The following is a 24,132-nucleotide window of genomic DNA, read 5'->3' on the forward strand; positions in this document are numbered from 1 at the left end:
GCGCTGCCGGCCGGCCTCGTGCTGCTCGCCGTCGCGCGCCGCGCACCGCACGGGACCTGGTGGTGGCGGTCCCTCGTGCTGGGCGCGCTCAACATGAGCGCGTTCTTCGTGCTCGTGTACATCGCCGCGCAGCGCCTCCCCACGTCGGTGGCGTCGACCGTCATGGCGGTGTCGCCGTTCGCGCTCGCACTCGTCGCCTGGCCGCTGCTCGGGCAGCGCCCACGCGCGGCGTCCCTCGCCGGCGCCGGCCTCGGGTTCGCCGGCGTGGTCGCCATGCTGCTGACCGGCACCGTCACGGTCGACCCGCTGGGCGTCCTCGCGGGGGCCACGGCCATGCTGATGTCGTCGCTCGGGTTCGTCCTGGCCACGCGCTGGAAGGACGACGTCGACGTGCTGACGACGACGTCGTGGCAGCTCGTCGCGGGCGGTCTGCTGCTCGTCCCCGTCGCACTGGTGTCGGAGGGCGCGCCCCCGGCGCTCGACGGGCGGGCGTGGCTCGGCCTGGCGTTCCTCTCGCTCGTCGCGACGGCCCTCGCCTACGTCACGTGGTTCACCGCGCTGCGCCACCTGCCCGCGAGCGCCGTCGGGCTCGTCGGCCTGCTCAACCCCGTCACGGGCGTCGCGGTCGGCCTGGCACTCGGCGGCGAGCACCTCACGCTCCTGCAGTCCCTTGGCGTGCTCATGGTCCTCGCGGGCGTCCTGGTGGGCCAGCCCGCCGCCCGCGCCCTCCTGCACCGCCCCCGCCTGGCTCGCGAGACCGAGATCCCTGGGCGCTCCATGCCCCGGAACCTCGGTCTCACGCGCGACGACGACGTGCTCGACGGTCAGCAGGTGGCCCATGTCGCGCAGCCGGCGAGCGCGATCGTCGGCTCGAGCGGGGCCTCCGCAGCAGTCCGCTGCTCGAGGTAGCGCGTCCAGGAGCCGTCACCGCTGCTCTCCTCGAGCAGCAGGCCGGTGGCCGGGGCCCGGACGAGCTGGTGCACCACCCCGCCCGAGTCGGTGTACCGGAGCAGCTCGCCTGCACGCCCGGCGCCGTCGCGCCCCTGCGCCACCTCGACACCGGGGAGCGACGCGACGACGCCCCAGAACGCCGCACGGTGCTCCGGCCCCCACAGCCCGCCCTCGCTCAGCGCGGTGCGTGCCACCTCGAACACCTTGTCGTCGTCCGTGCCCTGACCGCGGTCGGCCTGGAGGCTCGCGCGGACCACCCGGGCGAGCTCGTCGGCCTGCGTCGGCAGCACCCGCGGGTCGGCGAGCATGTCGTGCCGCACCCCGGCGACCACCCAGCTGCCGAGGACCACACGTGGTCCGATCGCCGACGCACCGCCCAGGTCACCGTCCCACACCAGGAGTCCCGGGCGTTCCCGGCTGTTCCAGCGCTCCGTGCGCTCCTGCCCGGACGTCACCACCCCGTCGAGGTTCGCGGGGAAGCTCGACTCCGTGAGCACGTACCAGTACGGCTCGTCACCGTCCCACGGGTCACCCGGCACGCCGGTCACGGTCCCGTCCTCGGCGACGACGGCCGCGGCGGGAACGGTCGGCGGCGCCGTCGGCTCCGGCGGAGCGTCCGTGGTCGACGGTGGCGGCACCGAGGAACGCACGGCAGCGGTGCCGGCCGGTGGGACCTCCCGCGAGGGCCCGACACCCAGGACCGTGCCCGCACCCCACCCCGCGGTCAGCACCAGAGCGAGCGCTGCGGCACCCAGGCCCCCTGCTGCCGCCCTGCGCCGCCGACGGGCACGGGGGACGACGCGGTCCACCTCCACGTCGATGCGCGGCACGACGGCTTCCACCCGGCGCCGGAGCATCTCGGCGTACTGCTCGTCCGTCGTGCTCATCGGAGGCCTCCGGCCTGCGCGCCGGCTGCCGGCGCCGCGTCGTCGTCGTGGTCGTTCATCGCATCGCGCAGCTGACGCAGCGCGCGGGAGGCGGTCGACTTCACGGTCCCCAGCGACACACCGAGGTCGGCCGCGACCTCCTTCTCGCTCAGGCCCTCGAGGTGCCGGAGCACGACGACCCGGCGTTGCCGCACCGTGAGCAGCGCGAGCGCGCGGACCAGCTGGTCGCGGTCCGCGTGCACGTCCTGGCCGTCGTCGACGCCGCGGTCCGGCAGCTGGGGTGGCGCGAGCAGCACCTCGCGTCGCCGGCGCCGCCAGGTCGAGACGCGCTGGTTGGCCAGCACGCGCCGCGCGTACGCGAGCGGCTCGCCCTCCCGCGCCCGGTCCCACGCCAGGTAGGTGCGGACGAGCGCCTGCTGGACCAGCTCGTCGGCCTGGTGCGTGTCGCCGCAGAGCAGCCACGCCGTCCGGCCGAGCGACGGGACGGCCGCCGCCATGAAGGCCGCGAACTCCTCGTCCCGGCCGCGGCCCGGCGGCATCACCGTCGCCACGTCCACGGCCTCGGCAGCGCCCGGGCCCTCGCTGACCGGCACGGCGTCCTCCTGTGTCGCCCCGGGCGACGTCGTCGTTGTCACATCCCCTACACGCCGGACGCCCCGCGAAGGTTGCGTCGCGGGGCGTCCGGATCGTGCGGGGGTCGGTGTCCGTGGCCTCAGGCCTGGACGACCTCGCCGTCGCCGAGGAGCTTGCGCAGGTAGGCATACGTGAGGTCGCCGGCGGTCTGGTCGTGCTGGTGCTCGTACCCCGCCTTGTTGTAGAGCGCGATGTTCTGCAGCGAGTCGCGGCCCGTGAACACCCAGACCTCCTCGATGCCGTCGGGCAGGGTCGGGAGGATCGCGGACAGCAGCTCGGTGCCGATGCCCTTGCCCTGCAGGTCGGGGGCGACGGCGAACCGGCCGAGCGTGGCCTTGCCGCCTTCGACGAGCACGCGGATGGAGCCGACCAGGCGGTGGCCCCACCAGGCGCCGAGCGTGATGACGCCGTCGGCCTCCAGGTCCGCCTTGAGCTCCTTGAGCGTCTGCGTCAGCGGCGGGATGTTCGGGTCGCCGTACTGCTGCGCCTCGGTGACGAAGGCGGCGCGGCGCAGCGTGAGCAGCTCTCCCGCGTCGTCGACGGTGACCGGGCGGATGTCGAGGGCGGTCATGGCGCCATGGTGTCAGTCCGCGGCACCCGCGCACTACTCTCGGACATCGTGTCCCCCACTTCGCCCGTCGACCCGACGCACCTCGTCCTGACCCTGTCCTGCCCCGACCAGCCCGGCATCGTCGCGGCCGTCGCCGGCCTGCTGGCCGAGCACGGGGGCAACATCACCGAGTCGCAGCAGTTCGGCGACCCGTTGTCCGGGTTGTTCTTCATGCGCGTGCAGGTGACGACGGACGCCGGGGGCGACGTGCTGCGTGCGGGCCTGACCCGGCTCGCGGACCGGTTCGGCATGACGTGGCGACTGGACGTCGCCGGGCGTCCCGTGCGCACCCTGGTCATGGTGTCGACGACGGCGCACTGCCTCAACGACCTGGCGTTCCGGCAGCGCTCGGAGAACCTGCCCGTGGACCTCGTCGCCGTCGTGTCCAACCACGACGTGCTGCGCCCCATGGCCGACTTCTACGACATCCCGTTCCACCACGTCCCGGTGACGGCGGCGACGAAGGCGGCGGCCGAGGCGCGCCTGCTCGAGCTGGTCGAGGAGCTCGACGTCGAGCTCGTCGTGCTCGCGCGCTACATGCAGATCCTCTCGGACGACCTGTGCCGGCGCCTGCAGGGCCGGGTCATCAACATCCACCACTCGTTCCTGCCGTCGTTCAAGGGCGCACGCCCCTACGCCCAGGCGCACCAGCGCGGCGTGAAGCTGATCGGGGCCACGGCGCACTACGTGACCGGGGACCTCGACGAGGGCCCGATCATCGAGCAGGACGTCGAGCGCGTGGACCACACGCACGCGGTCGAGGACCTCGTCGCCCTCGGGCAGGACGTCGAGCGCCGGGCGCTGGCACGCGCCGTGCGCTGGCACGCCGAGCACCGCGTGCTGCTGGACGGCACCCGGACGATCGTCTTCCGCTGATCGCACCGCGGCGGAGGTCCCGTCGCAGGGGTGGGCCGGCCGGCGCGAAGCGTTTCGCCCGGTGCGGTCGCGCGCGCCGCGCGACATGCTCGGCCTGACGGCTCGGCAAACGTTCCCCGCCGTGTCGAGGAGTGCCGGCGCGTCGCCGCGTCCGGCCAGGCGAGGAGGACACGACGATGAGACTCTTCCGCACCCGTGGACGCGGTCGCGCCGCCGTGCGCGTCGGCCTGCTGGGCACCGTGGTCGCACTGGCGCTGACGGGGGCGGCACAGCTCGCGAGCGCACCCCCGGCGCAGGCGGCCTCGCTCGTCGAGGTGACCGGCTTCGGCAGCAACCCCGGCGGCCTGCGGATGTACCAGTTCGTCCCCGACCGGTTGCCCGCCAACCCCGGTGTCCTGGTCGTCGTGCACTACTGCACCGGCAGCGCGCAGGCGATGTACAGCGGCCAGCAGTTCGACGAGCTCGCCTCCCAGCACGGCTACATCGTCGTCTACCCCAGCACGAACCGGCCGGGCAGCTGCTTCGACGTCTCCTCGACGGCCGCGATGACCCGCGACGGCGGCTCGGACCCGCAGAGCATCGTCCAGATGGTCCGGCACGTGCAGCAGCGCTACACGACCGACACGTCGCGCGTCTTCATCACGGGCACGTCCTCCGGTGCCATGACGACGCAGCTGGTGCTGGCCGAGTACCCCGACGTCTTCGCGGCCGGTGCCGCGTTCGCCGGCGTCCCCGCCACGTGCTTCTCGACCGGCGGCGCGAAGCCGGGCACGACGGCGCAGGCCGGCTGGAACAGCGACTGCGCCCAGGGCCGGCGCATCCTGTCCGCCCAGCAGTGGGGCGACCTCGCCCGCGCCACGTACCCCGGTTACAGCGGCACGCGCCCGCGCGTCCAGCTGTGGCACGGCAGCAACGACGAGACCCTCAGCTCGCAGAACCACACCGAGGCCGTCAAGCAGTGGACGAACGTGATGGGGATCAGCTCGACGCCCGCCTCGACCGAGACCATCGGCAACCGCACGCGCGCCCGCTACGGCGGCACCGGCACGCAGGCGCCGCTGGAGGCCAACCTCCTGCAGGGCGTCTCGCACAACCTGCCGGTCGACGCCGCCGCCGCGATCGCGTTCTTCGGCCTCGACCAGACGAGCACCACGCCCACGCCCACGCCGACCGCGACGCCCACGCCCACGGTGACCGTGACGCCCACGGCGACGCCCACGCCGACACCCACGCTCAGCCCGACCCCGACCACGACGCCCACCACCTCGGCGGGGACGTGCTCGGTCGCGTACTCGGTGAACCAGTGGAACACCGGGTTCACGGCCAACGTCACGATCACCAACACGTCGTCCAGCGCGATCTCGGGGTGGACCCTGAGCTGGGCCTTCCCCTCCGGCCAGCAGGTCACCCAGGCCTGGAGCAGCGAGGCGGTGCAGTCCGGCAGCCGGGTGACCGTGAGGAACGCACCGTGGAACGGCACGATCCCGGCCGGCGGGTCGGTGCAGATCGGTTTCAACGGGTCGCACTCCGGCACCAACGCGGCACCGTCGTCGTTCACGCTGAACGGCGCCACCTGCACCAACCGCTGACCGCTCGGTCCTCGCCGTGACGACGGGTCACACCGACGTGGCACATGTGACTCAGGTCACGAAAATCGTTTCGCCGGGTATCTCCTTGAGAATTCACCCACGACCGTGGGGCCACCCGGGGCCGACGAGGGCATCGGGTGACGTCCGACCGAAGGGGAACCCATGTCCGCCGATGTCGCACCCAGCTCCGCACCCGTCAGCACCACGTCCCCGGCGCCCCGCGCGCGCCGGGTCCACCTGCTCGGCACGCTCCTCGCCGCGCTCGGCATCCTCATGGCCCTCGCCGGTGTCGGCACGTGGGCGGGCATCGCCCAGGGCCTGGCGCAGGAGGAGATCACCGTCTCCGAGGACGCCGCCGCCTTCGCCGGCCAGCCCGTCGTGACGCCGTGGGCCGCCTGGGCGCAGACCGAGGTCATCCGCGCGGACCTCACCGAGATGACCGGTGGCCTCACGTACGCGGAGATGGACCGTGAGGACCCGCAGCGTCCCGCCGTCGCCACGGGGACGTTCCTGCGCGCCTCGCTCATCACGTCGGTCATCGCGTTCGGCGTGGCGCTCGCGCTCGTGGGCATCGGGACCGGGTTCGTGCTCGGCGGGCTGGGTCTGCGCAACGCCGCGGCCTGACGGCGCCCGTCGCATCTGCGACATGGACGCGCTCCCAGGCCCCCACCCCCTCGCGGGGAGCCTGGGAGCGCGTCGCGTTCAGGAGAAGGCGCGGGCCTGCGGCAGCGCGGTGTCGGTACGGACCGCTCCCGTGATGGCCCCGAGGATCATCTCGTAACCGGTCGTCCGCGCGTCGAACGACCCGTTGTTGCGACCGTGCCGCAGCACCTCGATGCGGTCCGCGACCGCCCGCACGTCGGTCATGTTGTGGCTGATGAGGATCACACCGAGCCCCAGGTCGCGCAGGCCCTCGATGTGCACCAGGATCTCCGCCGTCTGCGCCACCGACAACGACGCCGTCGGCTCGTCGAGGACCACGATGCGCGGGTCGCCGATGAGCGTGCGCGCGATCGCGACCGACTGCCGCTGCCCCTTCGACAGCTTCGACAGCGGCACCCGGACCGACGGGATCCGGCTCGTCAGGTCCCGCAGGATCTGACGAGCCTCCTCCTCCATGCGCTCGTCGTCGCGCACGCCGCGCGCGTCGCGCAGCTCCCGGCCCAGGAACAGGTTCGACGTCACGTCGAGGTTGTCGCAAAGCGCCAGGTCCTGGAAGACCGTCGCGACGCCCAGGACGCGCGCGGCCGCCGGTGACGGGATGCTCACCGGGACGCCGTCGATCTCGACGAGCCCCGCGTCCGGGCTCAGGACGCCCGCGACCATCTGCGCGAGCGTCGACTTGCCGGCACCGTTGTCGCCCACCAGCGCGACGACCTCGTGCCGGTGCACCTCAAGGTCGACGCCCACGAGCGCCTCCACCGCACCGAACCGCTTGCTGATGCCTCGCATCGACAGCAACGGCACCCGTGTCGCGTCAGTCATGCCTCGATCCACCTGCTCCCGTCGCGCACGTCCACGTGCAGTGAAGCCCCCAGCCCTCCCCCGGTCAACCCTCGTCGCCCTGCCCGTCCTCCTCGTCGCCGCCGACGAGCCCCGCGACGTCGTCCGCCCGCACCGCCACGTCGGCCGACGCGAGCGCGAGCACCAGGGCACCCATCACCTCGGCACGCTGACCCAGCGCCGCCGGGACCACCTCCAGCGGTGCGATCCGGTTGCCGAGCACCCGGCGACGCACCGCCTCGCGCAGCGGTCCCAGCAGCACCTCGCCGGTCTCCGACAGCTCGCCGCCGACGACCACGCACTGCGGGTTGACCGCAGTGCCGAGCCCAGCCACGACCGCGCCGATCACCGCACCCGCGTCGGCCACCACGCGGGCGAACCCCGGGTCCCCGTCACGCGTCCGCGCGATCACGTCGCGCAGCGCGAGCGACCCGTGCGTCGCACGCAGCGACTCGACGAGCGCGCTGGACCCCACGACGGTGTCGAGGCAGCCGCGCGACCCGCACCGGCAGATGTGCCCCGCCGGGTCGACCTGGACGTGCCCGATCTCGCCGGCCGTCCCGGCGAACCCCCGGTGCACCTGCCCGCTGATGACGATGCCCGCGCCCGTGCCGTACGACGCGCGCACGTACACGGCGTCGCGGTACCCCCGCGCCGCCCCGAGCGTCGACTCCGCGAGCGCCCCGAGGTTCGCGTCGTTGTCGACGTGCACGGGCCGCCCGAGCCGCTTCGCCAGCACCTGCCCCAGGTGCTCGCCCTCCCAGCCGCGCATGACGCCGGGCACCGAGACCATGCCGGTGTCCGCGTCGACCGGCGCGGGCACGCCGACCCCGATGCCGACGACGTCCTCGAGGCCCGAGCCGACGCGCTCCAGGAGGTCGACGACCAGGAGCGCCGTGCGGTCCAGCGTGGTGTCCGACGGGTGCTCGTACGGCAGCGGCAGCACCTGCTCCGCGACCACCTCGTGCGCGAAGTCACCCAGCGCGATGCGCAGGTGCCGGTGCCCGATCTGCACGCCCACCGCCAGCCCCACCCGCCGGGCCAGCGTGACGAGCTGGGCACGGCGCCCGCTGCGGGTGGTGACGGCGGTGTCGACCAGACCGACCGCGAGCAGCTCGCGGACGATGGTCGACACCGTCGCCTGGGACAGCCCGGTGGCTGCGGCGAGCTCGACCTGCGTCAGGCCGCCGTACCGCTGGATCGTTCCCACCACCAGCGCCTTGTTGGCCTCCCGCAGGGACGACTGCGAGCCTGCCGCCGCCGCTCGCCTGCTCACGGGGGCAACCTACCGGCGCTCGTGCCCCGCACCCCGGTACCTCGGCCCTACTGCGTGCCCGCGCGCCGCTTGTTCACCAGGTCGAACGCGACGGCGAGCAGCAGGACCATGCCCTTGATCGCCATCTGCCACGACGGGTCGACGGACAGGATCGACAGGCCCATGTTGAGCACGCCCATGATGAGCGCGCCGACGATCGCACCGGAGATCCGCCCGATGCCACCGGTGACGGCGGCGCCACCGATGAAGCAGGCGGCGATGGCGTCGAGCTCGTAGGTCGTGCCCGCCGCCGCGATCGCGGCACCCGCCCGGGCGGTCGTGACGACGGCCGCGACACCGGCGAGCAGACCCATGTTGACGAAGATCCAGAAGTCGACCTTGCGGGTGTTCACCCCGGACAGCGCCGCGGCGGACCGGTTGCCGCCGATCGCGTAGATGTGCCGGCCGAAGACGGTGCGGCCCATGAGGAACGAGTACACGATGACCAGGACGCCGACGATGACCAGGACGATCGGCGTGCCGCCCGCGGAGAGCGACAGGATCACCGTGAAGACGCCGATGGCGAGCGCGATCATCGCGATCTTGGTGACGAACAGCCCGCGCGCCTCGACGTGCAGGGCGTGCTTGCGCAGCGCCCGCCGGGCCCGCAGCTGCGTGACGACGATGGCCGCGACGGCGAGCCCGCCGATGAGCAGCGTGACGACGTCCATGTTGCCGACGAACCCGAGGACGTTGGGCAGCGAGCCCTTGGAGATGCTGATGAAGGCCGGCGGCAGGCCCGCGAGCGTCTCGCCGACCACCGCGAGCGCCAGACCGCGGAACACGAGCATGCCCGCGAGCGTCACGATGAACGCGGGTATGCCCACGTACGCCACCCAGAAGCCCTGCCACGCCCCGACCAGGGCACCGACCGCGAGCCCGACGAGGACGGCCGTGATCCACGGCAGCCCGATCGGGTCGCGCATGGTCAGGGCGACGATGCCGCCGACGAACGCGACGACCGAGCCGACGGACAGGTCGATGTGCCCGGCCACGATCACCATGACCATGCCGATCGCCAGGATCATGACGTACGCGTTCTGCTGGAACAGCGCCGCGACGTTGTTGGCGAGCAGCAGCTTGCCGTCGGTCAGCACCTGGAACAGCAGGACGATCACGACGAGGGCGCCGAAGATGCCGTACTGGCGCGCGTTGCCGCCCAGACCCTGCAGCCGCTGGCCGATCGACACGCGCGGCGCGTCGGGAGGCGTCGGCGAGGGGACGTTGACGTCGGTGGTGGTGCTCATCGGGCGATCCCGTCCTTGTCCATCGTCATGAAGTGCATGAGGTGCTCCTGGGTCGCGTCGGCCCGGGCCACCTCGCCGGTGACGCGGCCCTGGCTGAGCGCGTAGATGCGGTCGCAGACGCCGAGGAGCTCGGGCAGCTCGGAGGAGATGACGACCACACCCTTCCCGGCATCGGCGAGCTTGTTGATGATCGTGTAGATCTCGTACTTGGCGCCGACGTCGATCCCGCGTGTCGGCTCGTCGAGGATGAGCACGTCGGGGTCCGCGTAGAGCCACTTGGCGAGGACGACCTTCTGCTGGTTGCCGCCCGACAGCTTGCCGACGAGCGCCGTGACCGTCGGCGTCCGGATGTTCAGCTCCTTGCGGTACCGCTCGGCGACCTTCGACTCCTCCTCGCGGTCCACGACGCCGCCGCGCGAGAGCGAGCCGAGGGCCGCGGCGGAGATGTTGTGCTCCACGGTGTCGATGAGGTTGAGGCCGAACCGCTTGCGGTCCTCGGTGGCGTACGCGATGCCGTGCTTGATCGCCTCGTGGACCGAGCCCGCCGTGATCTCGACACCCTCCCGGAAGATGCGTCCGGAGATCCGGGTGCCGTACGAGCGGCCGAAGACGCTCATGGCGAGCTCGGTACGACCGGCGCCCATGAGGCCCGCGAGTCCGACGATCTCCCCTCGCCGGACCGTCAGGCTCGCCCCGTCGACGACCTTGCGCGACTGGTCGACGGGGTGGTGCACCGTCCAGTCCTCGATGCGCAGCACCTCCTCGCCGATGACGGGTGTGCGCTCGGGGAACCGGTGGTCGAGCGGGCGCCCGACCATGCCGCGGATGATGCGCTCCTCGGTCACGGGCTCGCCGCCGCGCATGTCGAGCGACTCGATCGTCCGACCGTCGCGGATGATCGTCGTGGTGTCCGCGATCGCCTCGATCTCGTTCAGCTTGTGGCTGATGATGATCGAGGTGATGCCCTCGGCGCGCAGACCCTCGATGAGGGAGAGCAGGTGAGCGCTGTCCTCGTCGTTCAGGGCGGCGGTCGGCTCGTCGAGGATGAGCAGCCGCACCTCCTTCGACAGCGCCTTGGCGATCTCGACGAGCTGCTGCTTGCCCACGCCGATGTCGCTCACGCGCGTGTCGGGGCGCTCGGCCAGGCCGACGCGCTCGAGGAGCCGCGCGGCCTCGGCGTTGGTGCGGTTCCAGTCGACGACGCCGCGCTCGGCGCGCTCGTTGCCGAGGAAGATGTTCTCGGCGATCGACAGGTACGGCGAGAGCGCGAGCTCCTGGTGGATGATGACGATCCCCTGGCGCTCGGAGTCGCGGATCCCGCGGAACTCCTGCACCTGACCGTCCAGGACGATGTCGCCCTCGTAGGTGCCGTGGGGGTAGATCCCTGACAGGACCTTCATCAGCGTCGACTTGCCGGCGCCGTTCTCCCCGCAGATCGCGTGGATCTCGCCGCGGCGCACGGCGAGCGTGACGTCGGCGAGCGCCTTGACGCCGGGGAAGGTCTTGGTGATGCCGCGCATCTCGAGGATGTGCTCGGTGTCCATGTGTCCTCGCTGGATCGTCCGGGCCGGCCGGGGAGTGGGGCGGCCGGCCGCGCGACCGTGGGGTCGCGCGGCCGGCGGGTCCTCACAGGCCGAGGTCGCCGGCCTTGTAGAACTCCGACTCGACGAGCACGTCGACGTTGTCCGGCGTGATGACCTGCGGCTGCAGCAGGTACGTCGGGACGGTCTTCTCGCCGTTGTCGTAGGTCTCCTCGTCGTTGACCTCGACGGTCTCGCCCGCGACGATCTGGTCGATCATCTTCGCGACCTGGTCACCCAGTGCGCGTGTGTCCTTCCAGACCGACATCGACTGCTTGCCCGCGATCATGTTGAGGACGTTCGCCTTGTCGGCGTCCTGACCGGTGAGGACGGGGTACTCGTCGCCGGGCGCGTAGCCGTTGCCCGCGAGCGCCTGGGCGATGCCGAGCGCGAGCGAGTCGTTGGGCGACAGCACGACGTCGACCTGGGTGCCGCTGGCGTAGAACGAGTTGAGCCGGTTCTCCATCTCGGACTGGGCCGTCTCCGAGCTCCAGCCCTGGACGCCGATGGACTGCCAGTCGTCGTTGCTGCTCGGGGCCTTGCCGGACGGCACGACGAGCTTGCCGCTGTCCAGGTGCTCGGACAGGACGTCCCACGCGCCGGCGAAGAAGAACTTCGCGTTGTTGTCGTCGGGCGACCCGGCGAACGGCTCGAGGTTGAACGGACCCGCGGCGTTCTCGAGGTCGAGCGCCTCGACGATGAACTCGCCCTGCATCTTGCCCACGCCGTAGTTGTCGAACGTCGCGTAGTAGTCGACGTTCGGCGTGCCGAGCAGGAGCCGGTCGTAGGCGATGACGGTGATGTCCGCGTCGGCCGCCTGCTGGAGGGTCGGCGCGAGTGCCGTGTCGTCGATGGGCGCGATGACGAGGATGTCGGCACCCTGGTTGATCATGTTCTCGAGCTGGGTGATCTGCTGGTCGACCTTGTTGTCCGCGTACTGCAGGCTCGTCTCGTAGCCCGCGTCCTTGAGCAGACCGTCCAGGTGGCTGCCGTCCCGGTTCCACCGCTCCAGGCTCTTGGTGGGCATCGCGATCCCGACGAACGTCTCGTCGTCGCCGTCGCCGGCGCCGGCGTCCGTGCCGGAGTCGCGCTCGGTGCTGCAGGCCGCCATGGACCCGACGAGCATGCCTGCGGCGATCATCGCGATCGCACTCTTCTTCCACGCCAGTGACATCGTTGTCCGCTCCCTTGCGTTCGCCGCTCGACCGGTCGGGACGTCCGTCGTCCCGCCGACCCGGGTCCGGCGGCAGTGCCGGTGAGCCGGGTACGGCTTCGGTTGCATTCAAGACCTGAACGCAACGGACGACAAGGGCTGTGACCTATCTGTGTCCTACGGGAGACGCCGGGGCGATCCGCACCACTCGTCGGAGTGACCTTTCGCGACGACCGGAGTGACGGCGAGTGTCAGCCACCCGATGCCTTCGAGGCATGAAGGCACCGTTCACCTCCCTCCGGGGCCTGCGCCATGACGGTTCCCGTGCCCGTGCGGCGCCGCCTCGACCAGCACGGCGACCGTCCGGGCGGGCACCACCACGGTGCCGGTCGCCCGGTCGTACGCCGTGCCACGCACCACCGCGTCGGCGCCCGCCGCCTGGACCGGCGACAGCGCGTAGGCCCGCCCGGCCAGTGCGTCGACCCGCTGCGTCGTCGGCTCGTCCGAGGCGTTCACGACGACGAGCAGCCCGTCGAGCCGACGGTCGACGTCGGTACGCCACGTCCACCGCGACCAGTCCCACCCGGCCCGGTCCTCGACGTGCATCACGACGACGCCGGGCGTCGCGTCGGCGCCCGCGCCCGGGAACGTCACCTTCTGCTGGATCAGGTCCGCGTCCCCGAGGCGGAACAGCCGCGTCGACGACCGCAGCTCGAGCAGCTCGGTCGCGGCCGTGCCCGCCGCCGCGATGTCGTCGGGCGTGGGGACCAGCGCCGGGTCGGCCAGCAACGGCTGCTGGAACGGCCACTTGGCCTCGTTGTCGGCCGCCGGCGGCAGGCCGCGGCCGAACCCGTTCGTCCGTCCCGACCAGTCCGGCACGTTGAACCAGTCCCCCGAGTCGTAGGAGTTGCGGTCCAGGGACTTGCTGCGCAGCAGGTCGGCACCGGCGTGCCAGAACGACGGCGTCTGCGCGAGCGTGGCCGTCGCGAGCGACACCGTGTTCATCCGGACCCGGTCCGCCATGGCCGTGTCCTGCGGCAGCTTGAGGTAGAGGTTGTCGAACAGGGTCTCGTTGTCGTGCGCGTCGACGTAGGTGACGACCTCCTCGGGTGAGTCGGCATAGCCCGCGGGCTGCCCGTTGTAGTCGACCTGGTCGCCGCGCCGCACGGTGCCGTCGCTCGTCGACAGCTCGTAGTCGCGAAGGTTGCCCGCCATGCCCAGCCGGACCAGGTCGGCCTGGTGCTGCACGCGCGCGAGCTGCTCGTCCGGCGTGCCGTTGACCTCGGCTCCGTTGGGGTCGGTGAAGGCCCCGGAGCCGAAGCCCTGCAGACGCGGGTCCTCGTCGAACGGGCCGCCACCGCGCACGGCGTCACGCAGCCGGTCGGAGAACGTGCCGATCCCCGTCCCGCCGAGCTGCCCCTGCGTGGCCTGCTCGAACAGCCTGTTGTCGGCCACCTCCCCGAAGTTCCACCCCTCGCCGTACAGGTAGACCTTCGACCCGTCGACGCCGTCGCGGCGCGGCGTCAGCCGGTCGAGCGCGGCACGGACCCGCTCCATCGTCTGCCGCGAGTGGTGCCCCATGAGGTCGAACCGGAAGCCGTCGACCTTGTGGTCCCGGGCCCACGTGACCACGGAGTCGACCATCATCTTCTCGGCCATCGCGTGCTCGGTCGCGACGTTCTGGCAGCACGTCGACGTCTCGACCTGACCGGTGGCGTTCAGGCGGTGGTAGTACCCGGGCACGACGCGGTCGAGCACGCTCTTCTCGTCCTGCCCGCTCGCCGCCGTGTGGTTGAACACCTGGTCGAGCACCACCTGCAGGCCGTCGGCGTGCAGCGCGCCCACCATGCTGCGGAACTCCGCGATCCGCGCGCCGCCGTGGGCGTCCACGGCGTACGAGCCCTCGGGCGCCGTCCAGTGCCACGGGTCGTAGCCCCAGTTGAAGCCGTCGGAGCCCGCGACCGCGCTCACGCACGCCTGCTGCTCCGGCGAGTCCGGGGGCAGGGACGCGAGGTCGCACGCCGGCGTCGCCTGCGCCGCGCGGTCCTCCTCGATCGACGCGATGTCGAACGTCGGCAGCAGGTGCACGGTCGTCAGGCCGGCGTCGGCGAGGTCGCGCAGGTGCTCCCGACCGTCGCTTGTGCGCACCGCGAACGCGCCGTACGTGCCGCGCAGCGCGGCGGGGACGGTCGCGTCCGCGATCGAGAAGTCCCGCACGTGCAGCTCGTAGATCGTCTGGTCGACCGGCCGCACGACCGGTTGACGCGCGCGCTCCCACTGCCGCGGGCGGTAGCGCGGGTCGTCGAGGTCGACGAGCACGCCGTGCGTGCTGTTCAGGGTCAGCGCGACCGCGTACGGGTCGGTGACCCGGTTGACCTCGATCTCCCCCGTCGTCGGCGCGTAGACCGTCACCTCCCACAGGTACGCCGCGCCGGCCCAGGCGCGCGGCCCGACCACGGTCCACGAGCCGTCCGCCTGCCGCGTCGCGGCCGTGCGCACGGGGTCGGCGGAGGTGTCGACGGCACCGCGGCGGTCCGCAGGCCACACCAGCAGGTCGACGTCCTGCGCCGTGGGGGCCCACAGCGCGAGCGACGGTGCACCCTTCGTCCACGCCGCGCCGAGCGTCCGCCGGGCCGCCTTGCGGCCGTACAGGTCGTCCAGCACCCCCGGCACCTGCACGCCGGTGACGGCCTGGCCGACGTCGTCGGCGTCCGCCTGACGCACCAGCAGCTGTCCCGTGAGGAGGCGCGCCACCTCCCGGCGGTCGGCGTCGACGCGCAGCGCGAGGTACCCGTCGAGCGCCGGGAAGCGCGTGCGCTGCGCGGGCGTGAGCCCGCCGGGCACGAGCGTCAGCCCGACCGTCTCCCCTCCGGCGACCCGGCCGTCGGCCACCTCGAGCTCCGCGTCGGGCGACCCGTGCAGCGAGAACCGGAGGGCGGCCGGGTCGGTCCCGCTCGCGCCGAGCGACGTGGGCCACGCGATCGTGCGGGCGTCCACCCAGTGCGCGGCGAGCTGCCCGGTGCCGGGCAGCGGGGGCTCCCCGGCCCGGACCGTCAGCACGTGCGTCACGAGGTCGTAGAGGAACGTCACGGGCTCGTCGCCCGGTGCGACGAACGGGATGTTCGCGCCGCCGGGCACACCGTCGGCGCCGTAGTTCTCGTCCCACGACAGGCCGTGCGCGACCTTGACCTCGTAGGACCCGGCGGGCACGGTCTCCAGCGTCAGGGTGGCGACGCCGTCCCCGTCGTCGTCCACGAGGCGGGTGGCGAGGCACTCGGGGTCCCAGTCCTTCGGGCACCCGACCTCGTCCTGGTACGAGCCGGGCGCCGTGACGACGTCGGCCGGCTCGGGCGGCGCGGCGCCGTCCACCGCGACGCCGACGCTGCCGTAGGTCGACGCGGCGCTGCGGTGCCCGGCCACGTCCTCGCGCACCGCGCGGTACTCCACGAGCGTGCCGGGCGCCAGGTCGCCCACGTCGTGGAAGACGCGCGGGCTCGTCGTCTCGGCGGTGCCCAGCGGCGTCCACGCGTCGTCGCCGACGACCCGGTACGCGAAGGACGTGGTGGCCAGCACGTCGTCGGCGACGTCCGCCGCGACCGGGGCCAGACCCGTCAGCGCGGCCCCGGCGCCCGGGACCGTCAGCGCGACCGTGTCGTCGCCGGTCGCCACCGGCGCACCGGCCCGCAGCACCGCCGCCCCGTACGCGGGCACGCTCAGTGTGACCCCACCCGCGGCGTCGGCGGTGACGTCGGCCCCGTCGACGACCTGTGTGCCGGACGTCGTCAGCAGCGGCGCGAAGACCGCGCCCGGCGTGAGCGTGTCGAGGGTGACGGTCGCCGGCGTCGCGGCGTTGTTCAGCGCCACCAGGTGCTCGACGTCGTCGTCGCCGACGCGCGAGAAGGCGTACACCGCCCCGTCCGCGTACCGCTCGACCTGGGCGCCACCGGTCAGCGCGGGGTGCTCGGCCCGCAGCGCGGCGAGCGCCGCGACGTGCGCGTAGAGGGGCGCGTCGGTCCCGTACCGGTCCACCGACCCGGCGGGCGTCCCGTCGAGCAGCGCCTGACCGGCGTACTCGTCGACCTGCGTGGCGAACAGCGACTGCCGGGCGTCCTTGTCCCGGCCGCCCAGCGGCCCGTCACCGACGAAGCCCTGCTCGTCGCCGTAGTAGACGACCGGCTGGCCGCGCGTCAGGTACATCAGCGCGTGGGCCAGGCCGGAGCGCGCCTGCGGGTCGGACGCGTCCTTCACGGCGTGGCCGATGCGGCCCATGTCGTGGTTGCCGAGGAACGTGGGCAGCGCGTGGGCGCTGCTGCTCGGGGTCGTGTAGAGGTCGTCGCTCGCGAAGAGCGCCTGGAGGCCCGCCGCGGAGACGCCCTTCGCGTAGCCGGCGGCCGCAGCCTGGAACGAGAAGTCGAGGACCGCGTCCATGTCGGTCTCGCGCACGTACGGCGCGGTGAGCCGGGCGTCGGCGTCGTACACCTCGCCGAACATGAAGAAGTCAGGGTCGCCCGCCGCGGCGGCGTGATCCGAGATCGCGGTGGTGAACTCGTCCCAGAACTCCCGGTTCACGTGCTTGACCGTGTCGATGCGGAACCCGTCGACGCCCAGGTCGACCCACGCCTCGTAGACGTCGACGAAGCCGTCGACGACGTCGGGGTGCTCGGTCATGAGGTCGTCGAGGCCGTCGAAGTCGCCGTGCGTGACCGACTCCCCCGTCCACGTGGAGTTCCCGCGGTTGTGGTACAGCGTCGGGTCGTTGAGCCAGGCCGGCACCTTGAGCTCGGCGTCCGCGGGGTCGACGACGGGCGTGTAGGGGAAGGACGCCGCGGCGTCGAGCTCCGGGAAGTCGTCGCTGCCGGCGACGTCCGCCGGGTCGAACGGCTCGCCCGCCGCGTCACGGTAGGGCTCGGCGGACTGCTCGACGTACGCGTAGCTCCCCTCGGCGTAGTCGATGACGTCGGCCGTGTGGTTGGTGATGATGTCGAAGTAGACCTTGATGCCACGGGCGTGCGCGTCGTCGATGAGCGCCTCGAGCTCCGCGTTCGTACCCAGGTGCGGGTCGATGCGCGTGAAGTCGGTGATCCAGTAGCCGTGGTACCCGGCGGACGCGTCGGGCCCGGCGCCCTGCACGGGTCGGTTGAGGAACGACGGGGTCAGCCAGATCGCGGTGGTGCCCAGGCCCTCGATGTAGTCGAGCCGTTGGCGCAGGCCCGCGAGGTCGCCGCCGTGGTAGAACCCCTTGTCCGTCGGGTCGAGTCCGGTCGCGAGCCGGTCGCCTGGCAGGCCGCCGCTGTCGTTCGACGGGTCACCGTTGGCGAACCGGTCCGTGAGGACGAAGTACAGCTGCTCCCCCGCGCCGGGGTCGCGCGCGGGGTCGGCGACCAGGGCGGCGTCCGTGTCGGTGTAGCCGCCGGCCAGGTCGACGACGACGGACGTGCGGTGCGTCGAGTCGTCGTAGGTGAACGTCAGGTCGGCGGGGCCGGCGAGGACCAGCGGTGTGTCGGTGCCGCCGCCGTCCGCGCCGTACGACGCGTCCCACGTGCCGTCGAGCGCGACCTTCCACTCGTGGGCACCGCCCGGCACCCGGAACGTCGCCGAGAACCGGCCGGGGACGTCGGTCCGCGTGAGCGCGGTCGCACCGCAGGCGGGGTCCCAGTCGCCCGAGCACCCGAGCTCGTCCTGCAGGCTGCCGACCAGGGTGACCGAACCCGCGTCCGCGGCCGCCGGTGCCCCGACCGCGACGGCGGCGCCGGCGACGGCGACGGACGCGGCCGCGAGCGCGGCGACGGCCCGCCTCAACCTCCTCGTGACCCGCGGCAGGACAGGACGTGCGGGACGTGGCAGGGGCGCGCCGACCATCGGGACTCCTTCGTCGCGGCACCTCGTCGTGCCGTTGCTCGGGCTGTCGACCGACCGTAACAACTTGCAACAACTTGCAGCAAGGGTTCCGGTCATTCCCGGCGGACCGGACCAGGGCCGTTGCCCCCGAGCCGCCGTCGCCCCGTTGCCGACCGCCGACGAGCGGGGCATCGTGGATCCGACGGGCCCTCACCGGCCCGTGGACGGAGACGGCGACGTCCCGCACCAGGGGGAGGCAGCACCATGCGCACGGGCCGACGGACATGGATCAGCACGGGCGGCGCCGTCGCCCTGACGCTCGGGCTGGCCGCGAGCACGGCCGTCGACGTCCAGGGCGGCGGGCAGTCCACGGAGCGGGGACGCGGCGGCCAGCCGACCGCCCGGAACGTCGTCCTGGTCGTCGGGGACGGGCTCGGCATCGCCGCCCGCGACGCCATCCGGCTCGCCACCGTCGGCCAGGACGGACGGCTCGCGATGGACGGGCTGCGTCACGCCGGGTGGACGCGCACCGACTCGGCCGACCCCGAGGAGGCCGTGACCGACTCGGCGGCGAGCGCGACGGCGTTCGCCACGGGGGTGCGGACCTACAACGGGGCCGTCTCCGTGGACGTCGACGGGACACCCGTGCCCACCCTGCTCGAGCACGCCCAGCGGCTGCGGAAGGCGACCGGCCTGGTGACGACGGCCCAGGTCACCGACGCCACGCCCGCGGCGTTCGGCGCGCACGTGCCCGACCGCGCGGACCAGAGCGAGATCGCCCGCCAGTACGTCGACGTGACACGGCCCGACGTGATCCTGGGCGGCGGTGAGGACTGGTGGTACCCGGAGGGTGACGAGGGCGCCCACCCGGACGACCCCGACGACCCCCGACCCGAGGTCTCACGCAGCACGGCCGGCGACCTCGTCGCCCGCGCGCAGGCCGTCGGCTACGACTACGTGACGACGGCCGAGGAGCTGGCCGCGACGCGGTCCGACCGCGTCCTCGGGCTCTTCGCCAACGAGGAGATGTTCGAGCAGGCGCCCGAGGGCCAGGGCGACGAGTACGCGCCGACCGTCCCGCTGGCCACGATGACCGCCAAGGCGCTGGACGTGCTCTCACGCGACCGGCAGGGGTTCTTCCTGCTCGTCGAGGAGGAAGGCGTCGACGAGATGGCGCACGCCAACAACGCCGCGCGCGCGATCCAGGCCGGGCAGGCCCTGGACGAGACGGTCGCCCTCGTGCGCGACTTCGCCGACCGGCACCCCGGCACGCTCGTCGTCGTCGTCGGCGACCACGAGACCGGCGGCCTGGCGGTCGAGAACGTCGACGCCGAGGACGAGTCCGGCGACACCGCGAGCACCGACCCGGCCGTCACGCAGAGCCTCGAGGACGGCCCCTTCCCCGTCGCGGGCAGCGACCTGCAGTTCACCGTCGACTGGACGACCGGCAGCCACACCGGTGGGGCCACGCCGCTGACCGCGCAGGGGCCGGGCGCCGACCGGCTCGCGCGCACGCAGCACAGCACGGACGTCTTCGACGTGCTCCGGGACGTGATGCGCGGGCGTCGCTGACCGCGAGGACCCCGGCCCGGACGAACCCGGGCGTCGGACGAGCCGAGGTCGGACGAGCCGAGGTCAGACGAGCCGAGGTCAGACGAGCCCGAGCGCGCGCACCGCCTCGCGCTCCTCGACGAGCTCGGCCACGGACGCGTCGATCCGCTCGCGCGAGAACGCGTCGACGTCCAGATCGGGCACGATCGAGTAGGCGCCGTCGGCCGCGGTCACCGGGAACGACGAGATCAGTCCCTCCGGCACGCCGTACGACCCGTCGGACACCACGCCCGCCGACGTCCAGCCGCCCTCCGGCGTGCCGTGCACCCAGGTGTGGACGTGGTCGATCGCCGCGTTCGCGGCGGACGCCGCCGACGACGCGCCGCGCGCCTCGATGATCGCGGCACCGCGCTTCGCGACCGTCGGGATGAAGGTGTCGCGCACCCACGCGTCGTCGCCGACGACCTCGAGCGCAGGGCGCCCGCCGATGGTCGCGTGCGTCAGGTCCGGGTACTGGGTCGCGGAGTGGTTGCCCCAGATCGCGACGCGCGCGATGTCGTCGATCGCGGCACCGGTGCGCTGCCGCAGCTGCGCGAGGGCCCGGTTGTGGTCGAGCCGCGTCATCGCGGTGAACCGGTCGGCCGGCACGTCGGGCGCGTGCGCGGACGCGATGTACGCGTTGGTGTTGGCCGGGTTGCCGACCACCAGGACCCGCACGTCGTCCGCGGCGCCGGCGTTGATCGCCGCGCCCTGCGGGCCGAAGATGCCGCCGTTGGCGCTCAGCAGGTCACCGCGCTCCATGCCCTTGGTCCGCGGCCGGGCACCCACCAGCAGTGCGAGGTTCACACCGTCGAACGCCGCCTTGGCGTCGTCCGTGATGTCGATGCCGTCCAGCAGCGGGGACGCGCAGTCGTCGAGCTCCATCGCGACGCCCTCGGCCGCCTTGACGGCCGGCGGGATCTCGAGCATCCGCAGGCGCACCGGGGTGTCGGGGCCCAGGAGCTGGCCGGACGCGATGCGGAAGGCGAGGGCGTACCCGATCTGACCGGCGGCGCCGGTGACGGTGACGACAGCGGGCGTGGAGACGGACACGGACGGGCTCCTTCGGTCGACCGGTGGGCGGCGCGACGTCTCGACGTCGGCGCCTGCGTCGAACCTACCCGAGGTGACCGCGGGAACGGAGGGCCTCAGGCGTACACGCCGAGCAGGTCGAGCCCGCCCGCAGCCGCGCGCTCGCTGCACCCTCGGGCCCGTGGCCGTCGGCTCCGGCGCGGGCGGGGCAGCCCGGTCGGCGGGGACGTCAGCGGTGGCGCGCCGCCCGGGCGACGTCACGGGTCGCGCAGGGACCGGACCGCCCAGGAGGTCGTCCTCGGGCGCGCCGCGTCATACCGCCCGGCCTCCTGCTGCTCTCGTCCGATGTCCCCACCACGGCCACCGCCGACCCCGCGCGCGGCTCGGTGGTGCGGTCACCCGGGCCGCCGCAGCCCCGACGACGGCCAGCAGCTCCGCCGGGACGACCGGGACGTCCGGCGGCACGACGAGGCCGCGCTGCTCTGCGACCCGCGCCAGCGCGATCGCGTACCGGTCGAGCAGACCGGTCCACCGGCGCCGCATCCTCGCCGTGCGGTGCACGCGCGCGACGACGCGAGCCCGGGCCGCGAGGGCGTCGTCGAACGCGGCCTGGTCCCGCCGCAGGACGGCGTCCGCCACCTCGTCCAGGTGCACCAGCCAGTTCGCCACGAGCGGGGCCGTCGTCGGGTCCGCCACGACCGCCCGCAGCCGCTCGACCGCAGCGCCCGCCGCGGCGTCGTCGCGCCGGACCATGGCCGTCAGTGCCGCGGCACGCCACTCCACGGGCTCGACCGGCGGCGGCACGTCGCGCGCCGCGGCGCGCCCCGCCGCCTCGACGTCGCCTGCCAGCAACGCCGTCGTCACGAGCCGCTCGACGTCGAGCGCACCGATCGGACGCCCGGGCGACGTGTCGAGACCGGCGCGCAGCACCTCGACGGCGTGCACCACCAACGCCTCCAGCTCCGCCGGTGGACGCTGCGTCACCCAGCCCCACGCCAGCGCCTCCCACACGTCGTCGAGCGCGGTGCCGACCCGTCCGGGGTCGAGCCGCTCGTCACGAGCGGCCCGGTCGCGGTCGAGGCCCACCATCTCCACGGCGTCGTCGTACCAGCGCGCGGCGTCCTCGACGTCCGGGCGGTGGGGGTGGGGGCGGGTCACGTGCTCGGCTCCTCGGGTACGGCTCCGTACGGGAGCGCGGTGGTCGTCACGGCGCTCAGTCGTGGACCGCGAACAGGTCGAGCCCGCCGGCGGCAGCGCGCTCGACACAGGCGATCAGCTGCACCAGGTCGTCCTCGTCCTCCGGCCCCAGGTGGCCGCAGTCGTCCGGCAGCCCACGGGCCACCGCCGCCCGCAGCTCGGCGTTGCCCGCCCACCCGACCGAGGGCAGGACGTCCAGCAGGAGACCCGCCAGCTCGCGGCCCGACAGGTCGTGGACGAGACCGCCGCCGAGGGCGTCGTCCGCGGGCCCCTCGAGGAACTCCCGGAACGCCTCACCCCCCGACGAGGAGTGCGCCAGCGACCCGTACCAGTGCGTCATCGTGGTGACCACCGCGAGCACGTACATCGTCGCGTCCTCGTCCTCGCCCAGCCAGGTCGAACCGCTCGTCGTCCTGCGCGCCACGTCCTGCGCGAGCTCGCCCCAGCGGTCCACGACCTCCTCGTCGAGGTCGAACCCGCAGGTGGCGGCGACCTCGGCCCCGACGAGAGTCGGTGCCCGCAGCTCGGTGGCGACGGCGTCGACCGACCCGACGCGCAGCTCGAACGTGTACCCCACCGGCACCATCCCCTCGCGCGAACCCGGGCATACGTCACATCTCGGGCGCGAGCCTAGCGGGCGCCACCGACGCCCGCGGCCGGGAACGCGCGACGGCGCCCTCCCGGAGCGGGAGGGCGCCGTCGTGGCGTGCGTGCGCGGGCTCAGCCCAGGCGCGCGGCGAGGTTCTCGTCGAGGGCCGCGAGGAACTCCTCGGTCGTCAGCCACGCCTGCTCAGGCCCGACGAGCAGCGCGAGGTCCTTCGTCATCTTGCCGCTCTCGACGGTCTTGACGACGACGTCCTCGAGCGTCTCGGCGAACTGCGTGACCTCGGGCGTGCCGTCCAGCTTGCCGCGGTGCTTCAGGCCACCGGTCCACGCGAAGATCGACGCGATCGGGTTGGTCGACGTGGGCTTGCCCGCCTGGTGCTGGCGGTAGTGCCGCGTGACCGTGCCGTGGGCGGCCTCCGCCTCGACCGTCTTGCCGTCGGGCGTCATGAGGACCGACGTCATGAGACCGAGCGAGCCGAAGCCCTGGGCGACGGTGTCCGACTGGACGTCGCCGTCGTAGTTCTTGCACGCCCAGACGTAGCCGCCCTCCCACTTCATCGCGGCGGCCACCATGTCGTCGATGAGGCGGTGCTCGTACGTCAGGCCGGCGGCGTCGAAGTCCGCCTTGAACTCGGCCTCGAACACCTCGGCGAAGATGTCCTTGAACGCGCCGTCGTACGCCTTGAGGATCGTGTTCTTCGTCGAAAGGTACACGGGGTAGCCGCGCCGCAGGCCGTACGCGAACGAGGCACGCGCGAAGTCGCGGATCGACTCGTTGAAGTTGTACATGCCCATCGCGACGCCACCCGTCTCCGGGTACGTCACGACCTGCTGCTGGATCGGCTCCGAGCCGTCGGCGGGCGTGAACGTCAGGGTCAGGGTGCCGGCGCCCGCCACCTTGAAGTTCGTCGCCTTGTACTGGTCGCCGTGGGCGTGACGGCCGATGATGATCGGCTTGTTCCAGCCCGGGACCAGCCGCGGGATGTTCGAGATGATGATGGGCTCGCGGAAGACGACGCCGCCGAGGATGTTGCGGATCGTCCCGTTGGGCGAGACCCACATCTTCTTCAGGCCGAACTCCTCGACGCGCGCCTCGTCGGGCGTGATCGTCGCGCACTTGACGCCGACGCCGTGCTCCTTGATGGCGTGCGCCGCGTCGATCGTCACCTGGTCGTCGGTCGCGTCACGGTTCTCGATCGACAGGTCGTAGTAGCGCAGGTCGACGTCGAGGTACGGGTGGATCAGGCGGTCCTTGATGAACTGCCAGATGATACGCGTCATCTCGTCGCCGTCGAGCTCGACGACCGGGCCGACGACCTTGATCTTCGCCATGCGGGGGCCTGCCTCCTGTGCCGTGGGTGTGGCGCCCAGGTTACTCGACGTCGAGAGACCTGGGCGGCCCTGCCCGTGACGTCCGGCGCCCCCGCGCGCTCCCCCTGCGCACGCACAGGGCGGGCTGGCATGCTGTGCCTTGCGTAGTTCGCCCCGTTGCCGTCGCCACGCCCACATCGAGGTGCGGCCCGAC

Annotated in this window: 18 protein-coding genes; 5 read left to right on the top strand and 13 right to left on the bottom strand. The window is 72.9% G+C overall.

From position 1 onward, the window contains the following. A partial coding sequence (locus IR158_RS17060; RefSeq protein WP_291815038.1) for a DMT family transporter occupies window positions 1-909 on the top strand: 909 nt, incomplete at its 5' end. Here IR158_RS17060 and IR158_RS17065 read toward each other — a convergent pair. The 3 genes from IR158_RS17065 to IR158_RS17075 all read right to left on the bottom strand — a co-directional run bounded on the left by IR158_RS17065 (window position 825) and on the right by IR158_RS17075 (window position 3,042). Then, window positions 825-1,838, bottom strand: coding sequence for a hypothetical protein (locus tag IR158_RS17065; RefSeq protein WP_291815040.1), 1,014 nt, complete (start codon window positions 1,836-1,838; stop codon window positions 825-827). The two genes, IR158_RS17060 and IR158_RS17065, sit on opposite strands and share 85 nt — an antisense overlap. Then, window positions 1,835-2,377 carry a SigE family RNA polymerase sigma factor gene (locus IR158_RS17070; RefSeq protein WP_291815243.1) on the bottom strand — a complete coding sequence of 181 codons (543 nt, stop codon included), beginning with the start codon at window positions 2,375-2,377 and terminating at the stop codon, window positions 1,835-1,837. The genes IR158_RS17065 and IR158_RS17070 overlap by 4 nt, the downstream gene beginning before the upstream one ends. A 173-nt stretch (window positions 2,378-2,550) precedes the next feature. Further along, window positions 2,551-3,042, bottom strand: coding sequence for a GNAT family N-acetyltransferase (locus IR158_RS17075; protein WP_291815042.1), 492 nt, complete (start codon window positions 3,040-3,042; stop codon window positions 2,551-2,553). Between the two features lie 48 nt (window positions 3,043-3,090). Here IR158_RS17075 and purU point away from each other — a divergent pair, with 48 nt between their 5' ends. The 3 genes from purU (at window position 3,091) to IR158_RS17090 (ending at window position 6,170) form a co-directional block, all read left to right on the top strand. Continuing rightward, window positions 3,091-3,957: a formyltetrahydrofolate deformylase gene (gene purU, locus IR158_RS17080; RefSeq protein ID WP_291815044.1), complete on the top strand. Its 867-nt coding sequence runs from the start codon at window positions 3,091-3,093 to the stop codon at window positions 3,955-3,957. A 176-nt stretch (window positions 3,958-4,133) separates the two neighbouring features. Then, window positions 4,134-5,546, top strand: a complete 1,413-nt coding sequence (locus tag IR158_RS17085) for a PHB depolymerase family esterase (protein WP_291815047.1) — start codon at window positions 4,134-4,136, stop codon at window positions 5,544-5,546. 162 nt (window positions 5,547-5,708) lie between these two features. Beyond that, a complete protein-coding gene (locus tag IR158_RS17090; protein WP_291815049.1) occupies window positions 5,709-6,170 on the top strand; it encodes an aromatic ring-opening dioxygenase LigA in 462 nt (153 codons plus the stop codon). A 78-nt stretch (window positions 6,171-6,248) separates the two neighbouring features. Here the strand turns inward: IR158_RS17090 and IR158_RS17095 are convergent, their stop codons facing one another. The 6 genes from IR158_RS17095 to pulA all read right to left on the bottom strand — a co-directional run bounded on the left by IR158_RS17095 (window position 6,249) and on the right by pulA (window position 18,203). Further along, a complete protein-coding gene (locus IR158_RS17095; RefSeq protein ID WP_291815050.1) occupies window positions 6,249-7,031 on the bottom strand; it encodes an ATP-binding cassette domain-containing protein in 783 nt (260 codons plus the stop codon). 64 nt (window positions 7,032-7,095) lie between these two features. Beyond that, the gene (locus tag IR158_RS17100; protein WP_291815052.1) at window positions 7,096-8,325 is read right to left on the bottom strand and encodes an ROK family transcriptional regulator; all 1,230 of its coding nucleotides are present in this window, start codon (window positions 8,323-8,325) and stop codon (window positions 7,096-7,098) included. 47 nt (window positions 8,326-8,372) lie between these two features. Beyond that, complete coding sequence (mmsB, locus tag IR158_RS17105) at window positions 8,373-9,611, bottom strand: multiple monosaccharide ABC transporter permease (protein WP_291815054.1); 1,239 nt, start codon at window positions 9,609-9,611, stop codon at window positions 8,373-8,375. Next, window positions 9,608-11,155, bottom strand: a complete 1,548-nt coding sequence (gene mmsA / locus IR158_RS17110) for a multiple monosaccharide ABC transporter ATP-binding protein (protein ID WP_291815055.1) — start codon at window positions 11,153-11,155, stop codon at window positions 9,608-9,610. The genes mmsB and mmsA overlap by 4 nt, the downstream gene beginning before the upstream one ends. 82 nt (window positions 11,156-11,237) lie before the next feature. Next, complete coding sequence (locus IR158_RS17115; RefSeq protein ID WP_291815057.1) at window positions 11,238-12,365, bottom strand: sugar-binding protein; 1,128 nt, start codon at window positions 12,363-12,365, stop codon at window positions 11,238-11,240. Between the two features lie 267 nt (window positions 12,366-12,632). Beyond that, window positions 12,633-18,203, bottom strand: a complete 5,571-nt coding sequence (pulA, locus tag IR158_RS17120; protein WP_291815058.1) for a pullulanase-type alpha-1,6-glucosidase — start codon at window positions 18,201-18,203, stop codon at window positions 12,633-12,635. A gap of 243 nt (window positions 18,204-18,446) precedes the next feature. Between pulA and IR158_RS17125 the strand changes: the two genes are divergently transcribed. After that, a complete protein-coding gene (locus IR158_RS17125; RefSeq protein ID WP_291815059.1) occupies window positions 18,447-19,754 on the top strand; it encodes an alkaline phosphatase in 1,308 nt (435 codons plus the stop codon). Between the two features lie 78 nt (window positions 19,755-19,832). On the opposite strand, the gene IR158_RS17130 is transcribed toward IR158_RS17125, so the two are convergent. The 4 genes from IR158_RS17130 to IR158_RS17145 form a co-directional block, all read right to left on the bottom strand. Then, the gene (locus IR158_RS17130) at window positions 19,833-20,825 is read right to left on the bottom strand and encodes a malate dehydrogenase (protein ID WP_291815060.1); all 993 of its coding nucleotides are present in this window, start codon (window positions 20,823-20,825) and stop codon (window positions 19,833-19,835) included. A 291-nt stretch (window positions 20,826-21,116) separates the two neighbouring features. Further along, the gene (locus IR158_RS17135; RefSeq protein ID WP_291815063.1) at window positions 21,117-21,962 is read right to left on the bottom strand and encodes a hypothetical protein; all 846 of its coding nucleotides are present in this window, start codon (window positions 21,960-21,962) and stop codon (window positions 21,117-21,119) included. 55 nt (window positions 21,963-22,017) lie between these two features. Then, window positions 22,018-22,578, bottom strand: coding sequence for a hypothetical protein (locus IR158_RS17140; RefSeq protein WP_291815066.1), 561 nt, complete (start codon window positions 22,576-22,578; stop codon window positions 22,018-22,020). A 143-nt stretch (window positions 22,579-22,721) separates the two neighbouring features. Next, window positions 22,722-23,939 carry an NADP-dependent isocitrate dehydrogenase gene (locus IR158_RS17145; RefSeq protein ID WP_291815069.1) on the bottom strand — a complete coding sequence of 406 codons (1,218 nt, stop codon included), beginning with the start codon at window positions 23,937-23,939 and terminating at the stop codon, window positions 22,722-22,724. Between the last annotated feature and the right edge of the window lie 193 nt (window positions 23,940-24,132).

Source organism: Cellulomonas sp., from assembly GCF_015234515.1.
Taxonomy (GTDB): domain Bacteria; phylum Actinomycetota; class Actinomycetes; order Actinomycetales; family Cellulomonadaceae; genus Cellulomonas.